Source organism: Streptomyces sp. SA15, assembly GCF_002291145.1.
Taxonomy (GTDB): domain Bacteria; phylum Actinomycetota; class Actinomycetes; order Streptomycetales; family Streptomycetaceae; genus Streptomyces.
On the sequence record NZ_NTGE01000032.1, the window covers coordinates 1 to 19,298 of the forward strand.

Annotated in this window: 16 protein-coding genes; 1 reads left to right on the forward strand and 15 read right to left on the reverse strand. The window is 70.5% G+C overall.

The window, feature by feature from the left end:
• The coding region (locus CLM62_RS05000) for a methylmalonyl-CoA mutase family protein (RefSeq protein WP_095748645.1) at positions 1-1,169 on the forward strand (1,169 nt) is incomplete at its 5' end.
• Positions 1,170-1,185: 16 nt separating this feature from the next.
• Here the strand turns inward: CLM62_RS05000 and CLM62_RS05005 are convergent.
• The 15 genes from CLM62_RS05005 to CLM62_RS05075 form a co-directional block, all read right to left on the reverse strand.
• Positions 1,186-2,538 (reverse strand): MraY family glycosyltransferase, encoded by a 1,353-nt coding sequence (locus CLM62_RS05005; protein ID WP_257003672.1) that lies wholly within the window; start codon positions 2,536-2,538, stop codon positions 1,186-1,188.
• Between the two features lie 129 nt (positions 2,539-2,667).
• On the reverse strand, positions 2,668-3,909 hold the full coding sequence (glyA, locus tag CLM62_RS05010; RefSeq protein WP_095748646.1) for a serine hydroxymethyltransferase: 1,242 nt from the start codon (positions 3,907-3,909) through the stop codon (positions 2,668-2,670).
• Between the two features lie 68 nt (positions 3,910-3,977).
• On the reverse strand, positions 3,978-4,658 hold the full coding sequence (locus CLM62_RS05015; RefSeq protein ID WP_095748647.1) for a protein-tyrosine-phosphatase: 681 nt from the start codon (positions 4,656-4,658) through the stop codon (positions 3,978-3,980).
• Positions 4,655-5,302 (reverse strand): L-threonylcarbamoyladenylate synthase, encoded by a 648-nt coding sequence (locus CLM62_RS05020; protein ID WP_095748648.1) that lies wholly within the window; start codon positions 5,300-5,302, stop codon positions 4,655-4,657. The genes CLM62_RS05015 and CLM62_RS05020 overlap by 4 nt, the downstream gene beginning before the upstream one ends.
• A 55-nt stretch (positions 5,303-5,357) precedes the next feature.
• The gene (prmC, locus tag CLM62_RS05025) at positions 5,358-6,197 is read right to left on the reverse strand and encodes a peptide chain release factor N(5)-glutamine methyltransferase (protein ID WP_095748649.1); all 840 of its coding nucleotides are present in this window, start codon (positions 6,195-6,197) and stop codon (positions 5,358-5,360) included.
• A 73-nt stretch (positions 6,198-6,270) separates the two neighbouring features.
• Positions 6,271-7,347 carry a peptide chain release factor 1 gene (prfA, locus tag CLM62_RS05030; RefSeq protein ID WP_095748650.1) on the reverse strand — a complete coding sequence of 359 codons (1,077 nt, stop codon included), beginning with the start codon at positions 7,345-7,347 and terminating at the stop codon, positions 6,271-6,273.
• 106 nt (positions 7,348-7,453) lie between these two features.
• Entirely contained in the window at positions 7,454-7,678 is a 225-nt protein-coding gene (rpmE, locus tag CLM62_RS05035) for a 50S ribosomal protein L31 (RefSeq protein ID WP_095748651.1), read from the reverse strand.
• Positions 7,679-7,827: 149 nt separating this feature from the next.
• Entirely contained in the window at positions 7,828-8,964 is a 1,137-nt protein-coding gene (locus tag CLM62_RS05040; RefSeq protein WP_095748652.1) for an LCP family protein, read from the reverse strand.
• A 205-nt stretch (positions 8,965-9,169) separates the two neighbouring features.
• A complete protein-coding gene (locus CLM62_RS05045) occupies positions 9,170-10,969 on the reverse strand; it encodes a trypsin-like serine protease (RefSeq protein WP_095748653.1) in 1,800 nt (599 codons plus the stop codon).
• Between the two features lie 141 nt (positions 10,970-11,110).
• A complete protein-coding gene (gene rho, locus CLM62_RS05050) occupies positions 11,111-13,108 on the reverse strand; it encodes a transcription termination factor Rho (protein ID WP_095748654.1) in 1,998 nt (665 codons plus the stop codon).
• A 405-nt stretch (positions 13,109-13,513) separates the two neighbouring features.
• Positions 13,514-14,431 carry a homoserine kinase gene (gene thrB / locus CLM62_RS05055; RefSeq protein ID WP_095748655.1) on the reverse strand — a complete coding sequence of 306 codons (918 nt, stop codon included), beginning with the start codon at positions 14,429-14,431 and terminating at the stop codon, positions 13,514-13,516.
• Between the two features lie 280 nt (positions 14,432-14,711).
• Positions 14,712-15,770 (reverse strand): threonine synthase, encoded by a 1,059-nt coding sequence (gene thrC / locus CLM62_RS05060; RefSeq protein WP_095748656.1) that lies wholly within the window; start codon positions 15,768-15,770, stop codon positions 14,712-14,714.
• A 6-nt stretch (positions 15,771-15,776) separates the two neighbouring features.
• Entirely contained in the window at positions 15,777-17,069 is a 1,293-nt protein-coding gene (locus CLM62_RS05065; RefSeq protein WP_179381948.1) for a homoserine dehydrogenase, read from the reverse strand.
• 161 nt (positions 17,070-17,230) lie between these two features.
• Complete coding sequence (gene lysA, locus CLM62_RS05070) at positions 17,231-18,622, reverse strand: diaminopimelate decarboxylase (RefSeq protein WP_095748657.1); 1,392 nt, start codon at positions 18,620-18,622, stop codon at positions 17,231-17,233.
• Between the two features lie 30 nt (positions 18,623-18,652).
• Positions 18,653-19,298, reverse strand: a 646-nt coding sequence (locus tag CLM62_RS05075) for a DALR anticodon-binding domain-containing protein (RefSeq protein ID WP_257003673.1), incomplete at its 5' end; no start/stop codon positions are given.

The following is a 19,298-nucleotide window of genomic DNA, read 5'->3' on the forward strand; positions in this document are numbered from 1 at the left end:
GCGGTGAGGGCGCCGCGCAGGCGAACGCCCGGCTGCGGCGGCTGGTCGGCGGCGGCGCCCGCGAGCTGACCGTCTCATTCGACGTGCCCACGCGAAACGGCCTCGACTCCGCCGCGCCGGCCGCCTGGGGGCTGGTCGGCCACCGTGGCGTGCCGGTCGACTCCATCGACGACATGCGGGTGCTGCTCGGCGGGCTGCCGCTGCACCGGGTCGCGGTGTCCCTGGCCGCCGACACCTGCGCCGCGCCCCTCCTCGTCCTGTACCTGCTCGTCGCCGAGGAACACGGGGCGCCGGCCGGGCAACTGGCCGGCGAGGTCGGCAACGACGTCCTGACGGACCTCCTGCTGACCGGGCCCGGCCCGTTCCCCCCACGGGCGTCCCTGCGGCTGGCCCGGGACGTGCTCACCCACGGCCTGGCGGAGCTGCCGCGCTGGCGGTGTCTGACCGTCCGCGGCCACCGGCTCACGGGCGCCGGAGCGGACCCGGCCCAGGAGATCGCCTTCACCGTCGCCGCCGGTACCGAGTACCTGGTGGCCGCGTCCGCGGCCGGCCTGGACCCCGCCGTCGTCGCGGCCCGCACGGCCCTGTGCGTCTCCCCCGCCCTCACCGGGCGCGGCACCCGGGTCAAGCTGCGCACCGTACGCCGACTGTGGGCCCGTACGGTACAAGCCCGCCTCGGCCCGGCCCCCGCCCCACGGCTGCGTGCGGCGGTCCCCGACGACCACCTCGCCGCAGCACCGACGTCGGCCGGCCGCGAAGCGGCACTCCGCCACGCCGACCCCGCCGGCCTCGAAGCGGCGGCGGCCGCCCTGCTGGACCGCATCGCACGGCTCGGCGGACTGCTCGCGGTCCTGGAGCGGGAGCGGGGCCCTGAGCTGTTCGGCGTCCACGGCACCGGCCGGCCCGCACACCGCCCCCGTCTGGCCCGGCCCTGGACGTCGTCGCACGCCGTGCGGGCCCGTCAGACCGAGCGCCTGGCCAAGCTCCGCGCCTGGCGCGTCCAGCCGGCCGTGGACGAAGCCCTGCTTCGGCTCAGCGAGGCCGCTCAGGGCGGCGGCGACGTTCTGAACCCCCTACGAGAGGCGCTGGCGTTCCGAGCCACCCTCGGCGAGGTCTGCGCCGCGCTGCGCGAGACATGGGCCCCGAACCCCCCGGCCGCCCCTCACTGACCCGTGCGGCGCGTCGCTACGCCCGTTCCTTCTCGTGCGCCCGGAAGCGTGCCGAGGCGGCGGCCTTCTCCGTCAGCTCCGACAGCGCGGTGCTGCCGTGCAGCGTCATGCCACCCGTGTCGTTCGCCGAGACCGTCGCTCGGGAGGCGCGGGCCGAGGCGGCCGCCGAGTCCGTGCCGGGCGACGCTGCGTCACCGGCGCCAAGGCGCCGACGACGGTAGCGCGGCGGCACGAACGGCTCCGCCCAGCGCGGGGTGCGCGGGGTGAAACGGGGCAGCAGGAGCAGCACCAGGCCGATCGCGCTGAGGAAGACCACTCCCAGCACGATCCACATGGACGCAGAGTTCACGGAGTAGGCGAGCGCGCCGAACGCGATCAGCGCCGACCAGAAGTACATGATCAGCACCGCGCGGCTGTGCGAGTGGCCGATCTCCAGCAGCCGGTGGTGCAGGTGGCCGCGGTCGGCGGCGAACGGCGACTGGCCGCGCCAGGTGCGCCGTACGATCGCCAGGATCAGGTCGGCCGCCGGGATCGCGATGATCGTCAGCGGCATCAGCAGGGGGATGTAGATCGGCACCATCTGGTGGACGGTGCTGCGCTCGGAACCGCCGAACAGGTTGTCCGGGTCGACCTGACCGGTGATGGAGATCGCGCCCGCGGCCAGCACCAGCCCGATCAGCATCGAGCCCGAGTCGCCCATGAAGATCCGCGCGGGGTGCATGTTGTGGGGCAGGAAGCCCAGGCACATGCCCATCAGGATGGCCGCGAACAGCGTCGCGGGGGCGGCGGCCTCGATGCCGTACGAGTACCAGATGCGGTAGGCGTACATGAAGAACGCGGCCGACGCGATGCACACCACGCCGGCGGCGAGGCCGTCGAGGCCGTCCACGAAGTTGACCGCGTTGATGGTGATGACGACCAGCGCCACCGTCAGCAGGGTGCCCTGCCACTGGGTCAGCGCTACCGTGCCGACGCTCGGGATGGGAAGCCACAGGATGGTCAGACCCTGCATGACCATGACGCCCGCGGCGATCATCTGGCCGCCCAGCTTGATCAGGGCGTCGATCTCGAACTTGTCGTCCAGGACGCCGATCAGCCAGATCAGCGCCGCTCCGGACAACAGCGCCCGTGGCTCGTTGGACTCCTCGAAGACCTGGCTGAGGTTGGCGAGGTGATCGGCGACCAGCAGACCCGCGCACAGGCCGAAGAACATGGCGATCCCGCCGAGCCGCGGAGTCGGTTCCCGGTGCACGTCACGGGCCCTGATCTCCGGCATCGCTCCGGCCACGATCGCGAACTTCCGTACCGGCCCTGTCAGCAGATACGTCACCGCGGCCGTCACGCAGAGCGTCAGCAGGTATTCACGCACAGGCTTCCCCACAGGTCTCGCTGGCCATCTCAGCCCCACACACTAGCGACGCGCGCATATGGTTGGGGACTTCCGGGTAGCGACGATGGTTGCACGTGTGGCTGTGTACGGAATCGCGCCTACCCCCGCTCACCCGGGATACGGCGGAAATCCGCCGACCAGCTCCCGCACTTCTTCACGGGCCTTCTGGCTCTCGATCTCGCCCCTGACCACCTGTCCGAACAGTACGCCGATCCGCGTCATCTCCGCCTCCCCCATGCCCTGTGTGGTCGCGGCGGCCGTCCCCAGGCGCAGTCCACGGGCGTCGGTGTGCGGCAGCGCACAGCAGTCGAGCACCATTCCGGCGGCGAGGAGGCGCCCGCGCGCGGTGCGTCCGTCGACGCCGAGCGGCGCCGGGTCGGCGGTCACCAGGTGGGTGTCGGTGCCGCCGGTGGTGACGACGAGCCCTTCGGCGGCCAGCCCCGCCGCGAGCACCCTGGCGTTTGCGACCACCTGATGGGCGTACGCGGTGAACGCCGGTGTTGCCGCCTCGCCGAACGCGACGGCCTTGGCGGCGATGGTGTGCATCTGCGCGCCGCCCTGCGTGAACGGGAAGACGGCGCGGTCGACCCGCTCGGCGAGCTCGCCGCCGCACAGGATCATCCCGCCGCGCGGCCCGCGCAGCACCTTGTGCGTGGTGGCGCACACGACATCGGCGTACGGCACCGGGTTCGGGGCCGCTCCCCCGGCGACGAGCCCGATGGGGTGGGCTGCGTCCGCGATCAGATAGGCCCCCACCTCGTCGGCGACGTCCCGGAAAAAGGCGTAGTCGATGTGCCGGGGGTAGGCGATCGAGCCGCACACGAGGGCCTTGGGACGGTGGGTGCGCGCCAGCGTCCGTACCTGGTCGTAGTCGATGAGCCCGGTCTCCGCGTCCACCCCGTACCCGACGAAGTCGAACCAGCGGCCGGAGAAGTTGGCGGGCGAGCCGTGCGTGAGGTGACCGCCGTAGGGCAGCCCGAGGGCGAGCACGGTGTCCCCGGGGCGCAGCAGCGCGGCGTACGCGGCCAGGACGGCCGACGAGCCCGAATGGGACTGCACGTTGGCGTGCTCGGCGCCGAACAGCGCCTTGGCCCGCTCCACGGCGAGGCGCTCGGCGACGTCGACGATCTCGCAGCCGCCGTGGTGCCGGGCCCCCGGGTACCCCTCCGCGTACTTGTTGGCGAGCGGCGAGCCGAGGGCGGCGAGCACGGCCGGCGAGGTGAAGTTCTCGGCGGCGATCAGCTGCAGCGTCGTGGCCTGCCGGTCGGCCTCCCCAAGCAGGATCTCGGCCAGCTCGGGGTCCTGCCGCAGCAGGACATCAACCGTCTCAGGGGCATGCGTGACCGACATGGCGAACTCCGGGCGTCGACAGTGACGTACGTCCAATGTAGGCCCGGGCCGGGTGGGGTGCTCGGTCGTTACGTCTTTGCGGTGACGCCCGTGAGCGCCGTGACGACCGGATCGATCGCCTGGTTTATCTCGTCCCCGACCGCCCGGAAGAACGGCAACGGCGCCCCGTACGGGTCGTACACCTCGTCCGCCTCCGCCGTCGGCGCGAGGAGCCACCCGCGTAGAGCCGCCGCGGCGCGGACCAGCGCACGCGCGCGTGCCACCACGCCGTCCTCCAGGGGAGGCAGGGTGGCCGTGTCGATCGCCTTCACCAGGCGGGTGAACTCCTTCAGGGTGAAGGTCCTCAGGCCCGCCGAGTGGCCCATGGAGATGACCTGGGCGCGGTGGTCCCGGGTCGCGGTCAGGACCAGGTCCGCCATGATGACGTGTTCGTCGAGCAGTTCGCGGCCGACGAAGCCGGAGGCGTCCGCCCCGAAGTCGGCCAGCACGGTCTCCGCGTTGGCCTCCATGGGCGCGCCCTCGTGGCCCCAGGTGCCCGCGCTCTCCACGATCAGCCCGCCCCACAGCGGGTCGCCGAGCCGGTCCGCCAGGGCATGGCGGGTCAGCCGCTCGGTGATCGGCGAGCGGCACACGTTGCCGGTGCTGACGTGGAGGATGCGGAAGCTGTCACGCGGAAGGCCGCCCTGGTGCATGTGGCCCCCCGTCTCGTCCCCGTTGCCTATGCCACGCCCCGCGTCAGGGGCCGTCAATTCGCCACCTCGAGGTCGGGTACGACCTTCCTGAGCTCGTCCGCGGAGATCGCGCCCTCGCGCAGCAGGAGGGGCACCTCACGGGTGACGTCGACGATCGAGGACGGGACGTTGCCCGGGGTGGGGCCGCCGTCGAGATACACGGAGACCGAGTCGCCGAGCATCTCCTGCGCGGCGTCGCAGTCCTCCGGCGCCGGGTGGCCCGTCAGGTTCGCCGACGACACGGCCATCGGGCCGACCTCCGTCAGCAGCTCGATGGCGACGGGGTGCAGCGGCATGCGGACGGCGACCGTGCCGCGGGTGTCGCCCAGGTCCCACTGGAGGGACGGCTGGTGCTTGGCGACGAGCGTCAGCGCGCCCGGCCAGAAGGCGTCGACGAGCTCCCAGGCCAGCTCGGAGAAGTCCGTGACGAGGCCGTGCAGGGTGTTCGGGGAGCCGATGAGGACAGGCGTGGGCATATTGCGGCCCCGGCCCTTGGCCTCCAGCAGGTCGGATACGGCCTCCGAGGAGAACGCGTCGGCGCCGATGCCGTACACCGTGTCGGTCGGCAGCACCACGAGTTCGCCACGGCGGACGGCGGAGGCGGCCTCGCGCAGACCGGTCGTGCGGTCGGTCGCGTCGTTGGTGTCGTATCGCCGTGCCATGTCTAGCGGGCCTCCTCGTACACGTACTGCTGCGGAAACGAAGTGTGGGGCGTGCTCACGGCAGCGCCTTGCGCGCGGTCGCGAAACGCGGACGGTTGTTGAGGTCGGGGTGGTCGGCCGCGTCGGCCCAGCCCCGCTCCTCGGTGAAGATCCACGGCACCTGGCCGCCCTGGGTGTCGGCGTGCTCGATGACCACGACACCACCGGGGCGCAGGAGACGGTGTGCGGTGCGCTCCAGGCCGCGGATCAGGTCGAGGCCGTCCTCGCCCGAGAACAGGGCGAGTTCGGGATCGTAGTCCCGCGCCTCGGGAGCGACGTACTCCCACTCGGTCAGCGGGATGTACGGCGGGTTGGAGATGACCAGGTCGACCTGGCCGTCGAGGTCAGGGAAGGCGTCCAGGGCGTTGCCCTGACGCAGGTCGACCCTGGACCCCTCCACGTTCTTGCGGGTCCACCGCAGGGCGTCCTCGGACAGCTCCACGGCGTGCACACGGGAGCGCGGGACCTCCTGGGCGAGCGCGAGCGCGATGGCGCCGGAGCCGGTGCACAGGTCGACGATGCACGGCTCGACGACGTCCATCGCGCGTACGGCGTCTATGGCCCACCCGACGACGGACTCCGTCTCGGGCCGGGGTACGAACACCCCGGGTCCGACCTGGAGTTCCAGGTACCGGAAGAAGGCGCGCCCGGTGATGTGCTGGAGCGGCTCGCGCTGCTCACGGCGCGCGATGACCTCCCAGTAGCGGGCGTCGAAGTCCGAGTCCTTGACGGAGTGCAGCTCGCCCCGCTTCACGCCGTGCACGAACGCGGCGAGCTCCTCCGCGTCGTTGCGCGGCGAGGGCACGCCGGCGTCGGCCAGCCGCTGGGTGGCCTGGGCCACCTCAGCGAGCAGCACGCCTCGGGGGTTTGGGGGTCGCCCCCCAAATGATTGCTGCACGCAAGTCCTCCGTCTGGTCCTCGTACGTGCCTTATGCGGCTGCCAGTTTGGCCGCCGAGTCCGCGTCGACGCACGCCTGGATCACCGCGTCGAGTTCACCGTCCAGGACCTGGTCCAGGTTGTACGCCTTGAATCCGACGCGGTGGTCCGAGATGCGGTTCTCCGGGAAGTTGTACGTGCGGATCTTCTCGGAGCGGTCGACGGTACGGACCTGGCTGCGGCGGGCGTCGGCGGCCTCCTTCTCCGCCTCCTCCTGCGCCGCGGCGAGCAGCCTGGAGCGCAGGATACGCAGTGCCTGCTCCTTGTTCTGCAGCTGGCTCTTCTCGTTCTGGCAGGAGGCGACGACTCCGGTCGGAATGTGCGTGATGCGCACGGCGGAGTCGGTGGTGTTGACGGACTGTCCGCCGGGGCCCGAGGAACGGTAGACGTCGATGCGCAGATCGTTGGGGTTGATCTCGACGTCGACCTCTTCGGCCTCGGGCGTGACGAGCACGCCTGCCGCGGAGGTGTGGATACGGCCCTGCGACTCGGTCGCCGGCACGCGCTGCACGCGGTGCACGCCGCCCTCGTACTTCAGCCGGGCCCAGACTCCCTGTCCGGGCTCCGTGGCGCCCTGGCCGCCCTTGGTCTTCACGGCGACCTGGACGTCCTTGTAGCCGCCCAGCTCGGACTCGGTGGCGTCGATGATCTCGGTCTTCCAGCCGACCCGCTCGGCGTACCGCAGGTACATGCGCAGCAGGTCACCGGCGAAGAGCGCCGACTCGTCGCCGCCCGCGCCGGCCTTGATCTCGAGGATGACGTCCTTGTCGTCGCTGGGGTCGCGCGGGACGAGCAGCAGGCGCAGCTTCTCCGTCAGCTCCTCGCTCTGCTTCTCCAGCTCCTTGATCTCGGCGAAGAAGTCGGGATCGTCGGCGGCGAATTCCCGCGCGGTCTCGATGTCGTCGCCCGTCTGCTTCCAGGAGCGGTACGTGGCGACGATCGGGGTGAGCTCGGCGTAACGCTTGTTCAGCTTGCGCGCGTTGGCCTGGTCGGAGTGGACCGACGGGTCGGCGAGCTTCTTCTCCAGGTCGGCGTGCTCGGCGATGAGTTCCTCGACGGCCTCGAACATCTTGGGCTCCTGAATTACGTACGAAGGGAAGGCGGGCGACCAAAAACGCCGGTCCCGGCGCGCCCTGAAGAGGGGCGCGGCCGTGGACCGGCGAAATGGAGGCTCGCTACTTCTTGGAGCCGGCGGCAGCCTTGCCGAAGCGGGCCTCGAAGCGGGCCACACGGCCACCGGTGTCGAGGATCTTCTGCTTGCCCGTGTAGAACGGGTGGCACTCGGAGCAGACATCGGCACGGATGGAGCCGGACTCGATGGTGCTACGGGTGGTGAACGACGCGCCGCAGGTGCAGCTGACCTGCGTCTCGACGTACGCGGGGTGAATGTCGCGCTTCAAGGTGTCTCCTAGATTTCGGGAGGGCGCCGGGTCGCTGCCGCGGGATGCGGGAGCGTGAACCGGAGCCGACGTACCAGTCTGCCAGGACTGGGGCCATCCCCCAAAACCGGGGGCGGGGGTTGTGTATTCCCTGGGGCTCCCTGGGGGCCTCAAGAGGTGCTTACGACGCCGTCGGCTTCGCCGGTGGCCGTGCCTTCCGTGGCCGACTTCGGGATCGCCTTGTCGTTCTCCAGGGCGGTCCATACCTGCTTGGCCTTCGTCTCCTCGACGATGACTCGGTTGGGGTCCGCCGGGTCGTACTGGACCGGCATGGTGACCATGTGCATGTTGGACGAGCTGATGCCCTTCAGGCCGCTCGCGAACGACATCAGCTTGTTCACCGAGCCCAGGTCGGAGTCGGTCGTCACGGCCTTCGTGGCGGTGTTGGCGAGGTCGTACAGCTTGGTGCCGCTGCCGAACAGGTTGATGTTCTTGACCTGGTTGATCAGCGCCTTGATGAAGGCCTGCTGGAGCTGGATGCGGCCGAGGTCGGAGCCGTCGCCGACGCCGTGCCGGGTGCGGACCAGGCCGAGGGCCTGCTCGCCGGTGAGGGTGTGCGGGCCGGCCTTCAGGTTCAGGTGGCTGTCGGGGTCGTCGATGTTCTTGGTGGTGGTGACCTTGACTCCGCCGAGCTCGTCGATGAGCTTCTCGAAGCCGCTGAAGTCGACCTCGAGGTAGTGGTCCATGCGGATGCCGCTGATGGACTCGACGGTCTTCACCGCGCAGGCCGCGCCGCCGGTGGAGTACGCGGAGTTGAACATCACGCCGTCCGCCGCGTCGTGCGTGTCGCCCTTGGTGTCGGTGCACTCAGGGCGGTCGATGATGGTGTCGCGCGGGATGGAGACCACGCTGGCCTTCTTGTGGCCCTTGTAGACGTGCACGATCATCGCGGTGTCGGAGCGGGCGCTGCCGTCGTCGACGCCGCCGCCCAGCTTCTTGTTGCTGCCGGCGCGGGTGTCGGAGCCGAGCACGAGGATGTTCTCGGAGCCGTTGTCGACCTTGGTCGGCCGGTCGGTGCCGAGCGCGGAGTCGATGTCGACGCTCTTGATGTTGCCGTTGAGCTTGAAGTACAGGTATCCGGCTCCGGTGCCGCCCAGCACGACGATGCCCGCGGCCGTCCACGCCATGATCAGGACGCCCTTGCGCTTACCGCGGGGCTTGCGGCGGCGGCCCTTGGCGCGATGGCGCGGGCCGGTGGTGCCGGACCCACCCGATATGCCGGGCTCCGGCGTGCTCTCGGCGGACATGTGCTCCTCGAATCTCGTCCGGTCGGTTACCCCCTGCTTTCAGGGTCAGGCGTCGTCGAAGCGACCTTTACCGCACCATCGTCGCTCCGCCTGGTCAGACGGGGAAACTCGGGAAAGGGTTGCACAACGGACTGTGCCCACCCTGTGTACGGGTGGGCACAGTCCGTGGTCACCGTAGCGCGGTGATCGTTATTCACCTGCGGTTTCAGCCGAAGATGTCGTACTGCTTGAAATCGGTGCCTACGGAGATCCTTGTGGCAAAGATCTCGCTCGTGGCCTTTCCGGTGCCCTTGTACAGATAGAGCGTGCCGCCGGGCGTGCGGGCCAGGAAGTCGGCCTTGCCGTCTCCGGTGACGTCCCCGACCGCGTCGAAGGCGTTGTACGTCGTGCCGCTCCAGGTGCGCACCTTGATCCGGCCGGAGAAGGCTCCGGCGCCGGACTTGCCGGTGCCCTTGTACAGGTACACGGAGCCGTTGCTCGCACTGCGCGCGATCAGGTCGGTCCTGCCGTCGCCGGTGAAGTCGCCGTGGCCGCGCAGCGAGTTGTACTGGTTCCAGCCCGAGCCCACCTTCACGCGGGTCGCGAAGGTGCCGTTGCCGTTGCCGGGGTAGATCCACAGGACGCCGGCGGAGTCGACCGAGAGCAGGTCGGGCAGGTAGTCGCCGGTGACGTCTCCCGGGGTGAGGATGCGGGTGCGGGTCTTCCAGTTGTCGAAGATCTGCTTGGGGTCGGCCCAGCTCTCGGTGGCCGGGACGTAGCGCCACCAGAAGACGTCGCCGGTGGAGGCCACGCGGTAGACGAAGTCCTGGTAGCCGTCCCGGTTGAGGTCGGCCTGCAGGACGACGTTGACGCCGCTCCAGTTGCCCCAGGACTGGCGGGCGCCGAAGGAGGTGCCCAGGGAGTCCTTCTCGTAGCCGGTCTTCGTGGAGGCGTTGCGCACCCACAGGTCGGCCTTGTGGTCACCGCTGAGGTTGGTGTCGTCGACGCGCGGGTAGGCGGCGCCGACGTACGTGCTGACCTTGGTGAAGACGCTGTAGGCGCCCTTGGAGACGCAGTTCGTCACTCCCCAGGAGACGACGCCGACAATGCGGTTGTTCACCACCAGCGGGCCGCCGGAGTCGCCGTTGCAGGCGGAGGTGGTGCCGGTGTCGCTGCCGGTGGCGGGCTTGCCCGCGCAGACCATGTGGCCCTTGACGAACTCGGCGCCGTAGTAGCTCGCGCAGGTGGTGTCGGACTGGACGGGCAGCGTGGCCGTCTTCAGCGTCTCGGAGATGTCCTGGTTGGTGGAGCTGGTGCGGCCCCAGCCGTAGACCTTGGCGCTGGTGCCGGCGGCGTACGAGGCGGTGTCGCCGGACGTCGTCATGCGGATCGGCGTGGCCTTGACGGGGTTGGGCAGGGTGAGCACCGCGAGGTCGTTGTCGATGGTCCGCGCGTTGTACGACGGGTGGGACCACTGCCGCCAGACGCCGCTGGCGGTGCCGCCGTGCAGGTCGCCCTCCGAGGGCAGCTGGGAGGTGCCGGTCACGATGGCGCCGTGGGCCTTCCAGTCGTAGCCCTTGACGCAGTGCGCGGCGGTGAGGATCTTCGTCGGCGCGACGACGGCGCCGCCGCAGAAGAAGCTGGTGTCGTCGCTCTCGTCGGCGGTGCCCTTGGTGTCGCTGTACCAGAGCTGGGCCATCCACGGGGCCGTGGTGATGGTGGTCGTCGTACCGCCGATGATCATCGGGCTGACGGTGCCGGTGCTCGCGCTCGGGGACGACTTGACCCTCGTACCGCCCGGGGTGTCGTCGCCCTCCGTCGCGCCGGCGATCCGCTGCTCCAGCTCGGCGAGCGAGGGAGAGTCGGCGACCGTGGCCCTGGCCGGCGGCCGCGGCTTCGGTGAGCCGGTGGCGGCGTCCGCGGACGAGGTCAGCAGCGCCACGGCGACGGCGGCGGCCAGGCCGGCCGCGCCGACGGGCAGGGCGATCCGTATCCGACGTCTGTGCCGCCCGCCGCCCCCGGACATGGGTGTAACCACGTAAGTCCCCCCTCGGGATCAGAAAGTACATGGCCGAAAAGTTGGCCGAAGGGCGAGATCGTACCCCGCCCCTGGACAGCGAAAAGGGCCGCCCCTGCGAACAGGGGCGGCCCTTCAAAAGAGCCTGCGTCAGTCGCCGTTGCCAGGCATCGGCGTGGTCTTCTGGATCTGCATCAGGAACTCGGCGTTCGACTTCGTCTGCTTCATCTTGTCGAGGAGCAGCTCGATCGCCTGCTGCTGGTCGAGCGCGTGCAGCACCCGGCGCAGCTTCCAGACGATGTTCAGCTCGTCGGATCCGAGCAGGATCTCCTCCTTGCGGGTGCTGGACGCGTCCACGTCCACCGCGGGGAAGATGCGCTTGTCGGAGAGCTTCCGGTCGAGCTTGAGCTCCATGTTGCCGGTGCCCTTGAACTCCTCGAAGATCACCTCGTCCATCCGCGAGCCGGTCTCGACCAGCGCGGTGGCCAGGATGGTCAGCGAGCCGCCGTCCTCGATGTTGCGCGCGGCACCGAAGAACCTCTTCGGCGGGTACAGCGCGGTCGAGTCGACACCACCGGACAGGATGCGGCCGGAGGCGGGCGCCGCGAGGTTGTACGCGCGGCCCAGACGGGTGATGGAGTCCAGCAGGACGACCACGTCGTGACCCAGCTCCACGAGGCGCTTGGCGCGCTCGATGGCCAGCTCGGCGACGGTGGTGTGGTCCTCGGCCGGGCGGTCGAAGGTCGAGGAGATGACCTCGCCCTTCACCGACCGCTGCATGTCGGTGACCTCTTCCGGACGCTCGTCGACGAGGACGACCATCAGGTGGCACTCGGGGCTGTTGTGGGTGATCGCGTTGGCGATCGCCTGCATGATCATGGTCTTGCCGGTCTTCGGCGGGGCCACGATCAGCCCTCGCTGACCCTTACCGATCGGCGACACGAGGTCGATGATGCGGGTGGTCAGGATGCCAGGGTCGGTCTCCAGGCGGAGCCGGTCCTGCGGGTACAGCGGCGTCAGCTTGTTGAACTCCGGGCGGCCACGGCCGTGTTCGGGCGCCATGCCGTTGACGGAGTCCAGCCGCACCAGCGCGTTGAACTTCTCGCGCCGCTCGCCTTCCTTGGGCTGACGCACGGCACCGGTGATGTGGTCACCCTTGCGCAGGCCGTTCTTGCGGACCTGGGCGAGGGAGACGTACACGTCGTTCGGGCCGGGCAGGTAGCCGGACGTACGGATGAAGGCGTAGTTATCGAGGATGTCGAGGATGCCCGCGACCGGGATCAGGACGTCGTCCTCGGTGATCTGCGGCTCCGAGGCCATGTCGTCGCGGCCACGACGGCCACGGCGGTCGCGGTAGCGGCCGCGGCGGCCCCGGCGGCCGCCCTCGAAGTCGTCGTCGTCCTGCGGACCGCTGTCCCGCTGGCGGTCCTGGCGGTCCTGACGGCCGCCGCCCTGCTGCTGGCTCTGCTGGCGCTGGCCGCCCTGACCCTGCTGGTCGTCGCCCTTGCCCCGACGGTCACGGTCACGGTCCCGGCCGCGCTCGCGGCGGTCGCGACGACGGCCCTCGCCGCCGTCACCGGCGTCACCCTGCGGCTGCTGGGCCTCGCGGGCGGGCGTCTCGGCCTTCGGCTCGCTCTTCGCCTCGGCGGCGACCGTCTCGGGCGCGGCGGACGGCCTGCCGACGTCGGCGGTGGCACGGCGGCGACGGCGCTCCGCGGGAGCGTCCTCGCTGACCGGCTGGCCGGGGATCTCGATCTGCTGCTGGGCCACGGCCTTCTCGGCGGGCGCCTCGGCCTTGGCCTCCGCCTTCTTCGCGGCGGCGGTGGAGTCCTCGCCGGTACGGGCCTTGGAGGTGGCCCGGCGCTTCGGCTTGGTCTCGGTGGCGGCGTCGGCCTGGGGAGCCGCGGCACCCCCTGAGGCCTGCGCCTCCTTGATGACCTCGATCAGCTGGCTCTTGCGCATGCGCGCGGTGCCCCTGATACCGAGGCCGGATGCGACCTGCTGCAGCTCGGCCAGCACCATGCCCTCGAGGCCGGTACCGCGGCGCCGCCGGGAGCCGGCACCGGTGGCAGGCGCGGAGGCGTCCGTGGCGGGCGCGGCAGCGGTCTCCTCGACACGTGCGCCCATCAGATCGGTGGTGTCGCTCACGAAGGGTCCTTCCCTGGAGCGGACGTCGGCCTGTCTGGCTCGGCGACCGGTTGTGCTGTCCGGCTTCGGTCCTTGCTGTGTGGACCGTGCCGGGGCGGTGGTCCGCCTAAGCGGCGGAGGAATGTGATGACGGCGCTTCCCTGAGCCGTGGCACTGAGTGTCTGTGTCACGTGGCTTGGTCGCACCGGTTCCGGAGCGTGCCCGGCAAGTCGCTCAGCGCTCGCATACGAGATACTGCCTGCGTACGTCGTACGAAACACGGTGCGGCTTGGGAGGCTCCCGGAAGGGTGTCTGTCCCGGACGGGGACACGAAGCACCTCGCCATGGTGGGGTCGGGTGCAGACTTGAGGTTAACACTACCGGATCCAACAAACATTCCCCCTCTCGAAATCCGGCAACCATGTGTCAGGGCGCAAGCGGCAGCACGCTCGCTCCCTGGGCGTCGAGCTCGAGCCGGTTCGCGGCCCAGCCCTCGCCTGCCAGATGGGCGACCTTGTCGGCGGTGTCGCCGTCGGCCAGCGCGAGCACCGTGGGGCCCGCGCCTGAGATGACTGCCGGGACTCCGTCGGCCCGCAGCCGCTCCACCAGCGCCGCGCTCTCCGGCATGGCCGGGGCACGGTACTCCTGGTGAAGACGGTCCTCGGTGGCCGGCAGCAGCAGCTCGGGGCGCCTGGTGAGGGCCTCGACGAGCAGGGCTGCGCGGCCCGCGTTGGTGGCGGCGTCGACGTGCGGCACGGTGCGCGGGAGCAGTCCGCGCGCGGTCTCCGTCAGGACCGGCTTACCGGGCACGAAAACCACCGGAACGATGGAATCGGCGGGCTCCATCCTGATCGCCCGCGCGGCTCCGGCCTCCAGCCAGGAGAGCGTGAAACCGCCGAGCAGACAGGCCGCCACGTTGTCGGGGTGGCCCTCGATCTCGGTGGCCAGCTCCAGGAGGGCGGTGTCGTCGAGCCGGGCCTCGCCGCCTATGGTCACGGTGCGCGCGGCGACGATGCCGGCGCAGATGGCGGCCGAGGAGGAGCCCAGGCCGCGGCCGTGCGGAATGCGGTTCGCGCAGACGATCTCCAGGCCGCGCGGCTGTCCGCCCAGCAGATCGAAGGCGGTGCGCAGGGAGCGTACGAGAAGGTGGTTTTCGTCACGCGGGAGCGTCTCGCTCCCCTCCCCCGCGATGTCGATGTGCAGCCCGGAGTCGGCCACCCGGACGACCACGTCGTCGTAGAGCCCCAGCGACAGGCCGAGGGCGTCGAAGCCCGGGCCGAGGTTGGCGCTGGTGGCGGGGACGCGCACCCGGACGGCGGCGGCGCGGAAGGCTGGACCGGCCATCGCTCGATGACTCTCCTTGAGCTGCGTGATTGTCGAAGACATTCGATGCGTACGCGAGGACCCTGCGGATCCCTGGGGACCCCTGGGGATCGCTTCCGGGCCGTGGAGACGGCGCGGCACCCGGCCGTATGCGAAGGCATATGCGGCGGGCGGGTTCGGTACAGCCTATCGAAGGAAGGTTCTGTGGCGACATAGGGCGCACAGGAGGCGCACGATGCGTGTCGTAAGCCCCCTGTGCCCCCCTCGTAGGGATTACCTTCTCCGGCGAGCTCGGGCGGGCTCAGGCGAGGCCGAGGCGCTCGGCCGCCGTCGCCGCGTCGACCGGGACGGTCACCGGCTGGGGGGCGCCCGCGACGGCCCAGTCAGGGTCCTTCAGGCCGTTGCCGGTGACCGTGCACACGATCCGCTGCCCCGGGTCGACCTTGCCCTGCTCGGCGGCCTTCAGCAGGCCGGCCACGGACGCGGCGGAGGCGGGCTCGACGAAGACGCCCTCCTGAGCTGCCAACATCCGGTAGGCGCGCAGGATTTCACGGTCCGTCACCTCATCGATGAATCCGCCCGATTCGTCCCGCGCCGCCAGGGCGTACTGCCAGGAGGCGGGGTTGCCGATGCGGATGGCGGTGGCGATGGTCGACGGGTCCTTGACGACCTCGCCGCGCACGATCGGGGCACTTCCGGAAGCCTGGAAACCCCACATGCGCGGGGTCTGCGCGGCGACGCCGTCGGCGGCGTACTCCTTGTAGCCCTTCCAGTACGCCGTGATGTTGCCCGCGTTGCCGACCGGCAGGACGTGGATGTCAGGTGCGTCACCCAGCATGTCCACGATCTCGAACGCGGCCGTCTTCTGCCCCTCGATCCGTACCGGATTGACCGAATTGACCAGTGCCACGGGGTAGTTGTCGCTCAGGGCACGGGCCAGCGTGAGACAGTCGTCGAAGTTGCCGTCGACCTGGAGGATCTTGGCGCCGTGCACGAGCGCCTGCCCCATCTTGCCGAGCGCGATCTTGCCCTGCGGGACGAGTACGGCCGACACCATCCCGGCACGCACGGCGTAAGCGGCCGCGCTCGCGGACGTGTTGCCGGTGGAGGCGCAGATCACAGCCTTCGCGCCCTCCTCCTTGGCCCGCGTGATGGCCATGGTCATGCCGCGGTCCTTGAAGGACCCGGTGGGGTTGGCACCCTCCACCTTGAGGTGGACCTCGCAGCCGGTGCGCTCGGAGAGCACCTGCGCGGGCACGAGGGGCGTGCCGCCCTCGCGGAGCGTCACGACCGGCGTGGTGTCGGAGACGGGCAGCCGGTCCCGGTACTCCTCGATGATTCCGCGCCACTGGTGGGTCATTGCTGGTTACTCTCCTTCAACCCGCATGATGCTGGCGACACCACGCACGGTGTCCAGCTTGCGCAGCGCCTCGACGGTCCCGCCGAGGGCCGCGTCGGAAGCACGGTGGGTGACGACGACGAGAGAAGCCTCGCCGTCCTTCCCCTGCTGCCGAACCGTATCGATCGAAACCCCGTGCTCGGCGAACACGGTCGCCACCTGGGCGAGAACTCCCGGTTTGTCCGCCACGTCGAGGCTGATGTGGTAACGCGTGACAACCTCACCCATGCCCGAGACGGGCAGGGCGGCGTACGCGGACTCGCCGGGCCCGGTGGCGCCGTTGAGCCGGTTGCGGCAGACGGCCACCAGGTCACCGAGCACGGCCGAGGCGGTCGGGGAGCCGCCGGCGCCGGGCCCGTAGAACATGAGTTGACCGGAGGCGTCGGACTCCACGAACACGGCGTTGTACGCGCCGCGCACGGAGGCGAGCGGGTGGGTCAGCGGAATCATCGCGGGGTGCACGCGCGCGGTGACGGACTCGCCGTCCTCGGCCCGCTCGCAGATGGCGAGCAGTTTGATGGTGCAGCCCATCTCCTTCGCCGAGGCGAAGTCGGCGGCGGTGACCTCGGTCATGCCCTCGCGGTAGACGTCGTCGAGCCGCACGCGCGAGTGGAAGGCGATGCCGGCGAGGATGGCGGCCTTGGCGGCGGCGTCGAACCCTTCGACGTCGGCGGTCGGATCGGCCTCCGCGTACCCCAGGGCGGTGGCCTCGTCGAGGGCCTCCTGATAACCGGCCCCCGTGGTGTCCATCTTGTCGAGGATGAAGTTGGTGGTGCCGTTGACGATCCCGAGCACCCGGTTGACCTTGTCACCGGCGAGGGACTCGCGCAGCGGCCGGATCAGCGGGATGGCACCGGCGACGGCGGCCTCGTAATAGAGGTCGGCGTCGTGGTCCTCGGCGGCGGCGTGCAGGGCCGCGCCGTCCTGGGCGAGGAGCGCCTTGTTGGCCGACACGACGGAGGCGCCGTACTCGAAGGCGGTGGTGATGAGCGTACGGGCGGGCTCGATCCCGCCGATGACCTCGACGACCACGTCGATGTCGCCGCGTTTGACGAGGGCGGTGGCGTCGGTGGTGACGAGGCTCGGGTCGATGCCTTCCCTGACCTTGGAGGGCCGGCGGACCGCGACGCCCGCGAGCTCCACCGGGGCACCGATCCTGGCGGCGAGGTCGTCGGCGTGCGTCGTCATGATGCGCGCCACCTCTGAGCCGACCACTCCACAGCCCAGCAGCGCCACCTTCAGCGGACGCGTACGCATCATCCGACCTCGTTTCCTCTTACCGTCACGGTGGGACCAGTCTCACTCACCGGACGGGAGTTTCTATCCCATGTCCGGATCGTGAGACATCTATTTCATGAGTACGAGGGCGGACAACAGGAGATCTTCCGCCCTCTGTTTCCCCTGGGTGAATCAGGGGTGGATCAGCCGACATCGAGGCGCAGGAGATCCTCCTCCGTCTCGCGGCGGACGATCACGCGGGCCTCGCCGTCGTGGACCGCGACGACCGGCGGGCGGAGCACGTGGTTGTAGTTGCTGGCCATGGACCGGCAGTACGCACCCGTGGCCGGTACGGCGATGAGGTCACCCGGTGCCAGGTCGGCCGGCAGGAACGCGTCCTTCACCACGATGTCGCCGCTCTCGCAGTGCTTGCCGACGACACGGGCGAGCAGGGGCTCGGCGTCGGAGGTGCGGGAGACGAGAGCGACGGAGTACTCGGCGTCGTACAGCGCGGTGCGGATGTTGTCCGACATCCCGCCGTCGACGGAGACGTAGGTGCGCAGCCCGTCGAGGGGCTTGATGGTGCCGACCTCGTACAGCGTGAAGGCGGTCGGACCGACGATGGCGCGCCCGGGCTCGACGGAGATGCGGGGCGTGCGCAGCTTGGCGGACTCGCACTCGCGGCTGACGATTTCTGTCAACGCCTTGGCGATCTCGTGGGGTTCGCGAGGATCGTCGTCACTCGTGTACGCGATCCCGAGCCCGCCGCCGAGGTCGATCTCCGGCAGCTCGACCCCGTGCTCGTCCCGGATGTCCTTGAGCAGCCCGACGACCCGATGGGCCGCGACCTCGAAGCCGGACATATCGAAGATCTGCGACCCGATGTGGCTGTGGATCCCGATGAGTTCGAGCCCGTCGAGCTGAAGGGCTCGCCGTACGGCCTCGGCGGCCTGTCCGCCGGCAAGCGGAATCCCGAACTTCTGGTCCTCGTGGGCGGTGGCGATGAACTCGTGCGTGTGGGCTTCGACGCCGACGGTGATACGGATCTGGACGCGCTGCCGCTTGCCCAGGGACTGCGCGATGTGCGCGACGCGGACGATCTCCTGGAAGGAGTCGAGCACGATCCGCCCCACACCGGCGTCGATGGCGCGGTGGATCTCCTGCGTCGACTTGTTGTTGCCGTGGAAGGCGATGCGGTCGGCGGGCATGCCGGCGGACAGGGCGGTGGCGAGCTCGCCGCCGGAGCAGACGTCGAGGTTGAGCCCTTCTTCGTGCAGCCACCGGACGATGGCCCGGGAGAGGAAGGCCTTGCCTGCGTAGAAGACGTCGGCTTCCTGGCCGAAGGCGGTACGCCAGGCCCGAGCCCGTGCCCGGAAGTCGGCCTCGTCGACGACGTAGGCGGGGGTGCCGTACTCCTCGGCGAGCCGGGTCACCGGGAGCCCGCCGACGGTGACGACGCCGTGCGGGTCCCGGGTGACGGTCTGGGCCCACACCTTCGGGTCGAGGGTGTTGAGGTCGGCGGGCGGCGCGGAGTAGTGGCCCTCGGGGAGGACATCGGCGTGACGGGGCCCGGCGGGGTGTGCGGAACGGCTCATGGCTCTTCGGGTGGCTCTCTGTGTCTGGTGTCAGAGGTGGTCGGGTGCGTCGATACCGAGCAGGGACAGGCCGCCGGCCAGCACCGTCCCGGCGGCTTCGGCAAGGGCGAGCCGGGCGCGGTGGGCGGCCGAGGGTTTCTCCTCGCCGCGCGGCAGGACGGTGGGCAGGAGAGGGAGAACGGCATCGGCGACGGTGACGAGGTGCCGGGCGAGACGGTCGGGGGCGCGGTGTGCTGCCGCGTGGGCGAGGACGCGGGGGTGGTCGGCGAGGGTGGTGAGGAGCGCGGCTATGGGATATGCGGTGTCCGTGGTGTCCATGGCGTCTGCGGGCCCGGGGTTCGCGGTGAAGCCCAGGTCGGCGGCGTTGCGGGTGAGGGCCCGGGTGCGGGCGTGGGCGTAACGGACGCGGAAGAGGGGGTTGCCCTCGCGCTGGACCAGGTGGTCGTCGGTGATCCGGGGCCGGTCGTGGGAGGCCGGGTGGAGCAGGGCCCAGCGGGCGGCGTCGCGGCCGAGGGGGAGGGGGTCGGCGGGGGCCGCCGGTACGGGACGTACGTTGACGTCTAGGGGGGCGGGGGCGCCGGGGGAAGCAGGGGCGCTGGGGGGCGCGGGGGCGCTGGCGGGCGCGGAGGAGTCGCGGAAGGCGCGGGCGTCGGGGGTCGCGGGGGCGTCACGGAGA

Excerpts from the sequence above, each read along its gene's own strand:
- CLM62_RS05040 (WP_095748652.1), bottom strand. The coding sequence starts at position 8,964 with ATGTCCGCCGAGAGCACGCCGGAGCCCGGCATATCGGGTGGGTCCGGC.
- thrB (WP_095748655.1), bottom strand. The coding sequence starts at position 14,431 with ATGGCCGGTCCAGCCTTCCGCGCCGCCGCCGTCCGGGTGCGCGTCCCC.
- CLM62_RS05045 (WP_095748653.1), bottom strand. The coding sequence starts at position 10,969 with ATGTCCGGGGGCGGCGGGCGGCACAGACGTCGGATACGGATCGCCCTG.
- CLM62_RS05065 (WP_179381948.1), bottom strand. The coding sequence starts at position 17,069 with ATGATGCGTACGCGTCCGCTGAAGGTGGCGCTGCTGGGCTGTGGAGTG.
- CLM62_RS05020 (WP_095748648.1), bottom strand. The coding sequence starts at position 5,302 with ATGGCACGGCGATACGACACCAACGACGCGACCGACCGCACGACCGGT.
- lysA (WP_095748657.1), bottom strand. The coding sequence starts at position 18,622 with ATGAGCCGTTCCGCACACCCCGCCGGGCCCCGTCACGCCGATGTCCTC.
- thrC (WP_095748656.1), bottom strand. The coding sequence starts at position 15,770 with ATGACCCACCAGTGGCGCGGAATCATCGAGGAGTACCGGGACCGGCTG.
- prfA (WP_095748650.1), bottom strand. The coding sequence starts at position 7,347 with ATGTTCGAGGCCGTCGAGGAACTCATCGCCGAGCACGCCGACCTGGAG.
- glyA (WP_095748646.1), bottom strand. The coding sequence starts at position 3,909 with ATGTCGGTCACGCATGCCCCTGAGACGGTTGATGTCCTGCTGCGGCAG.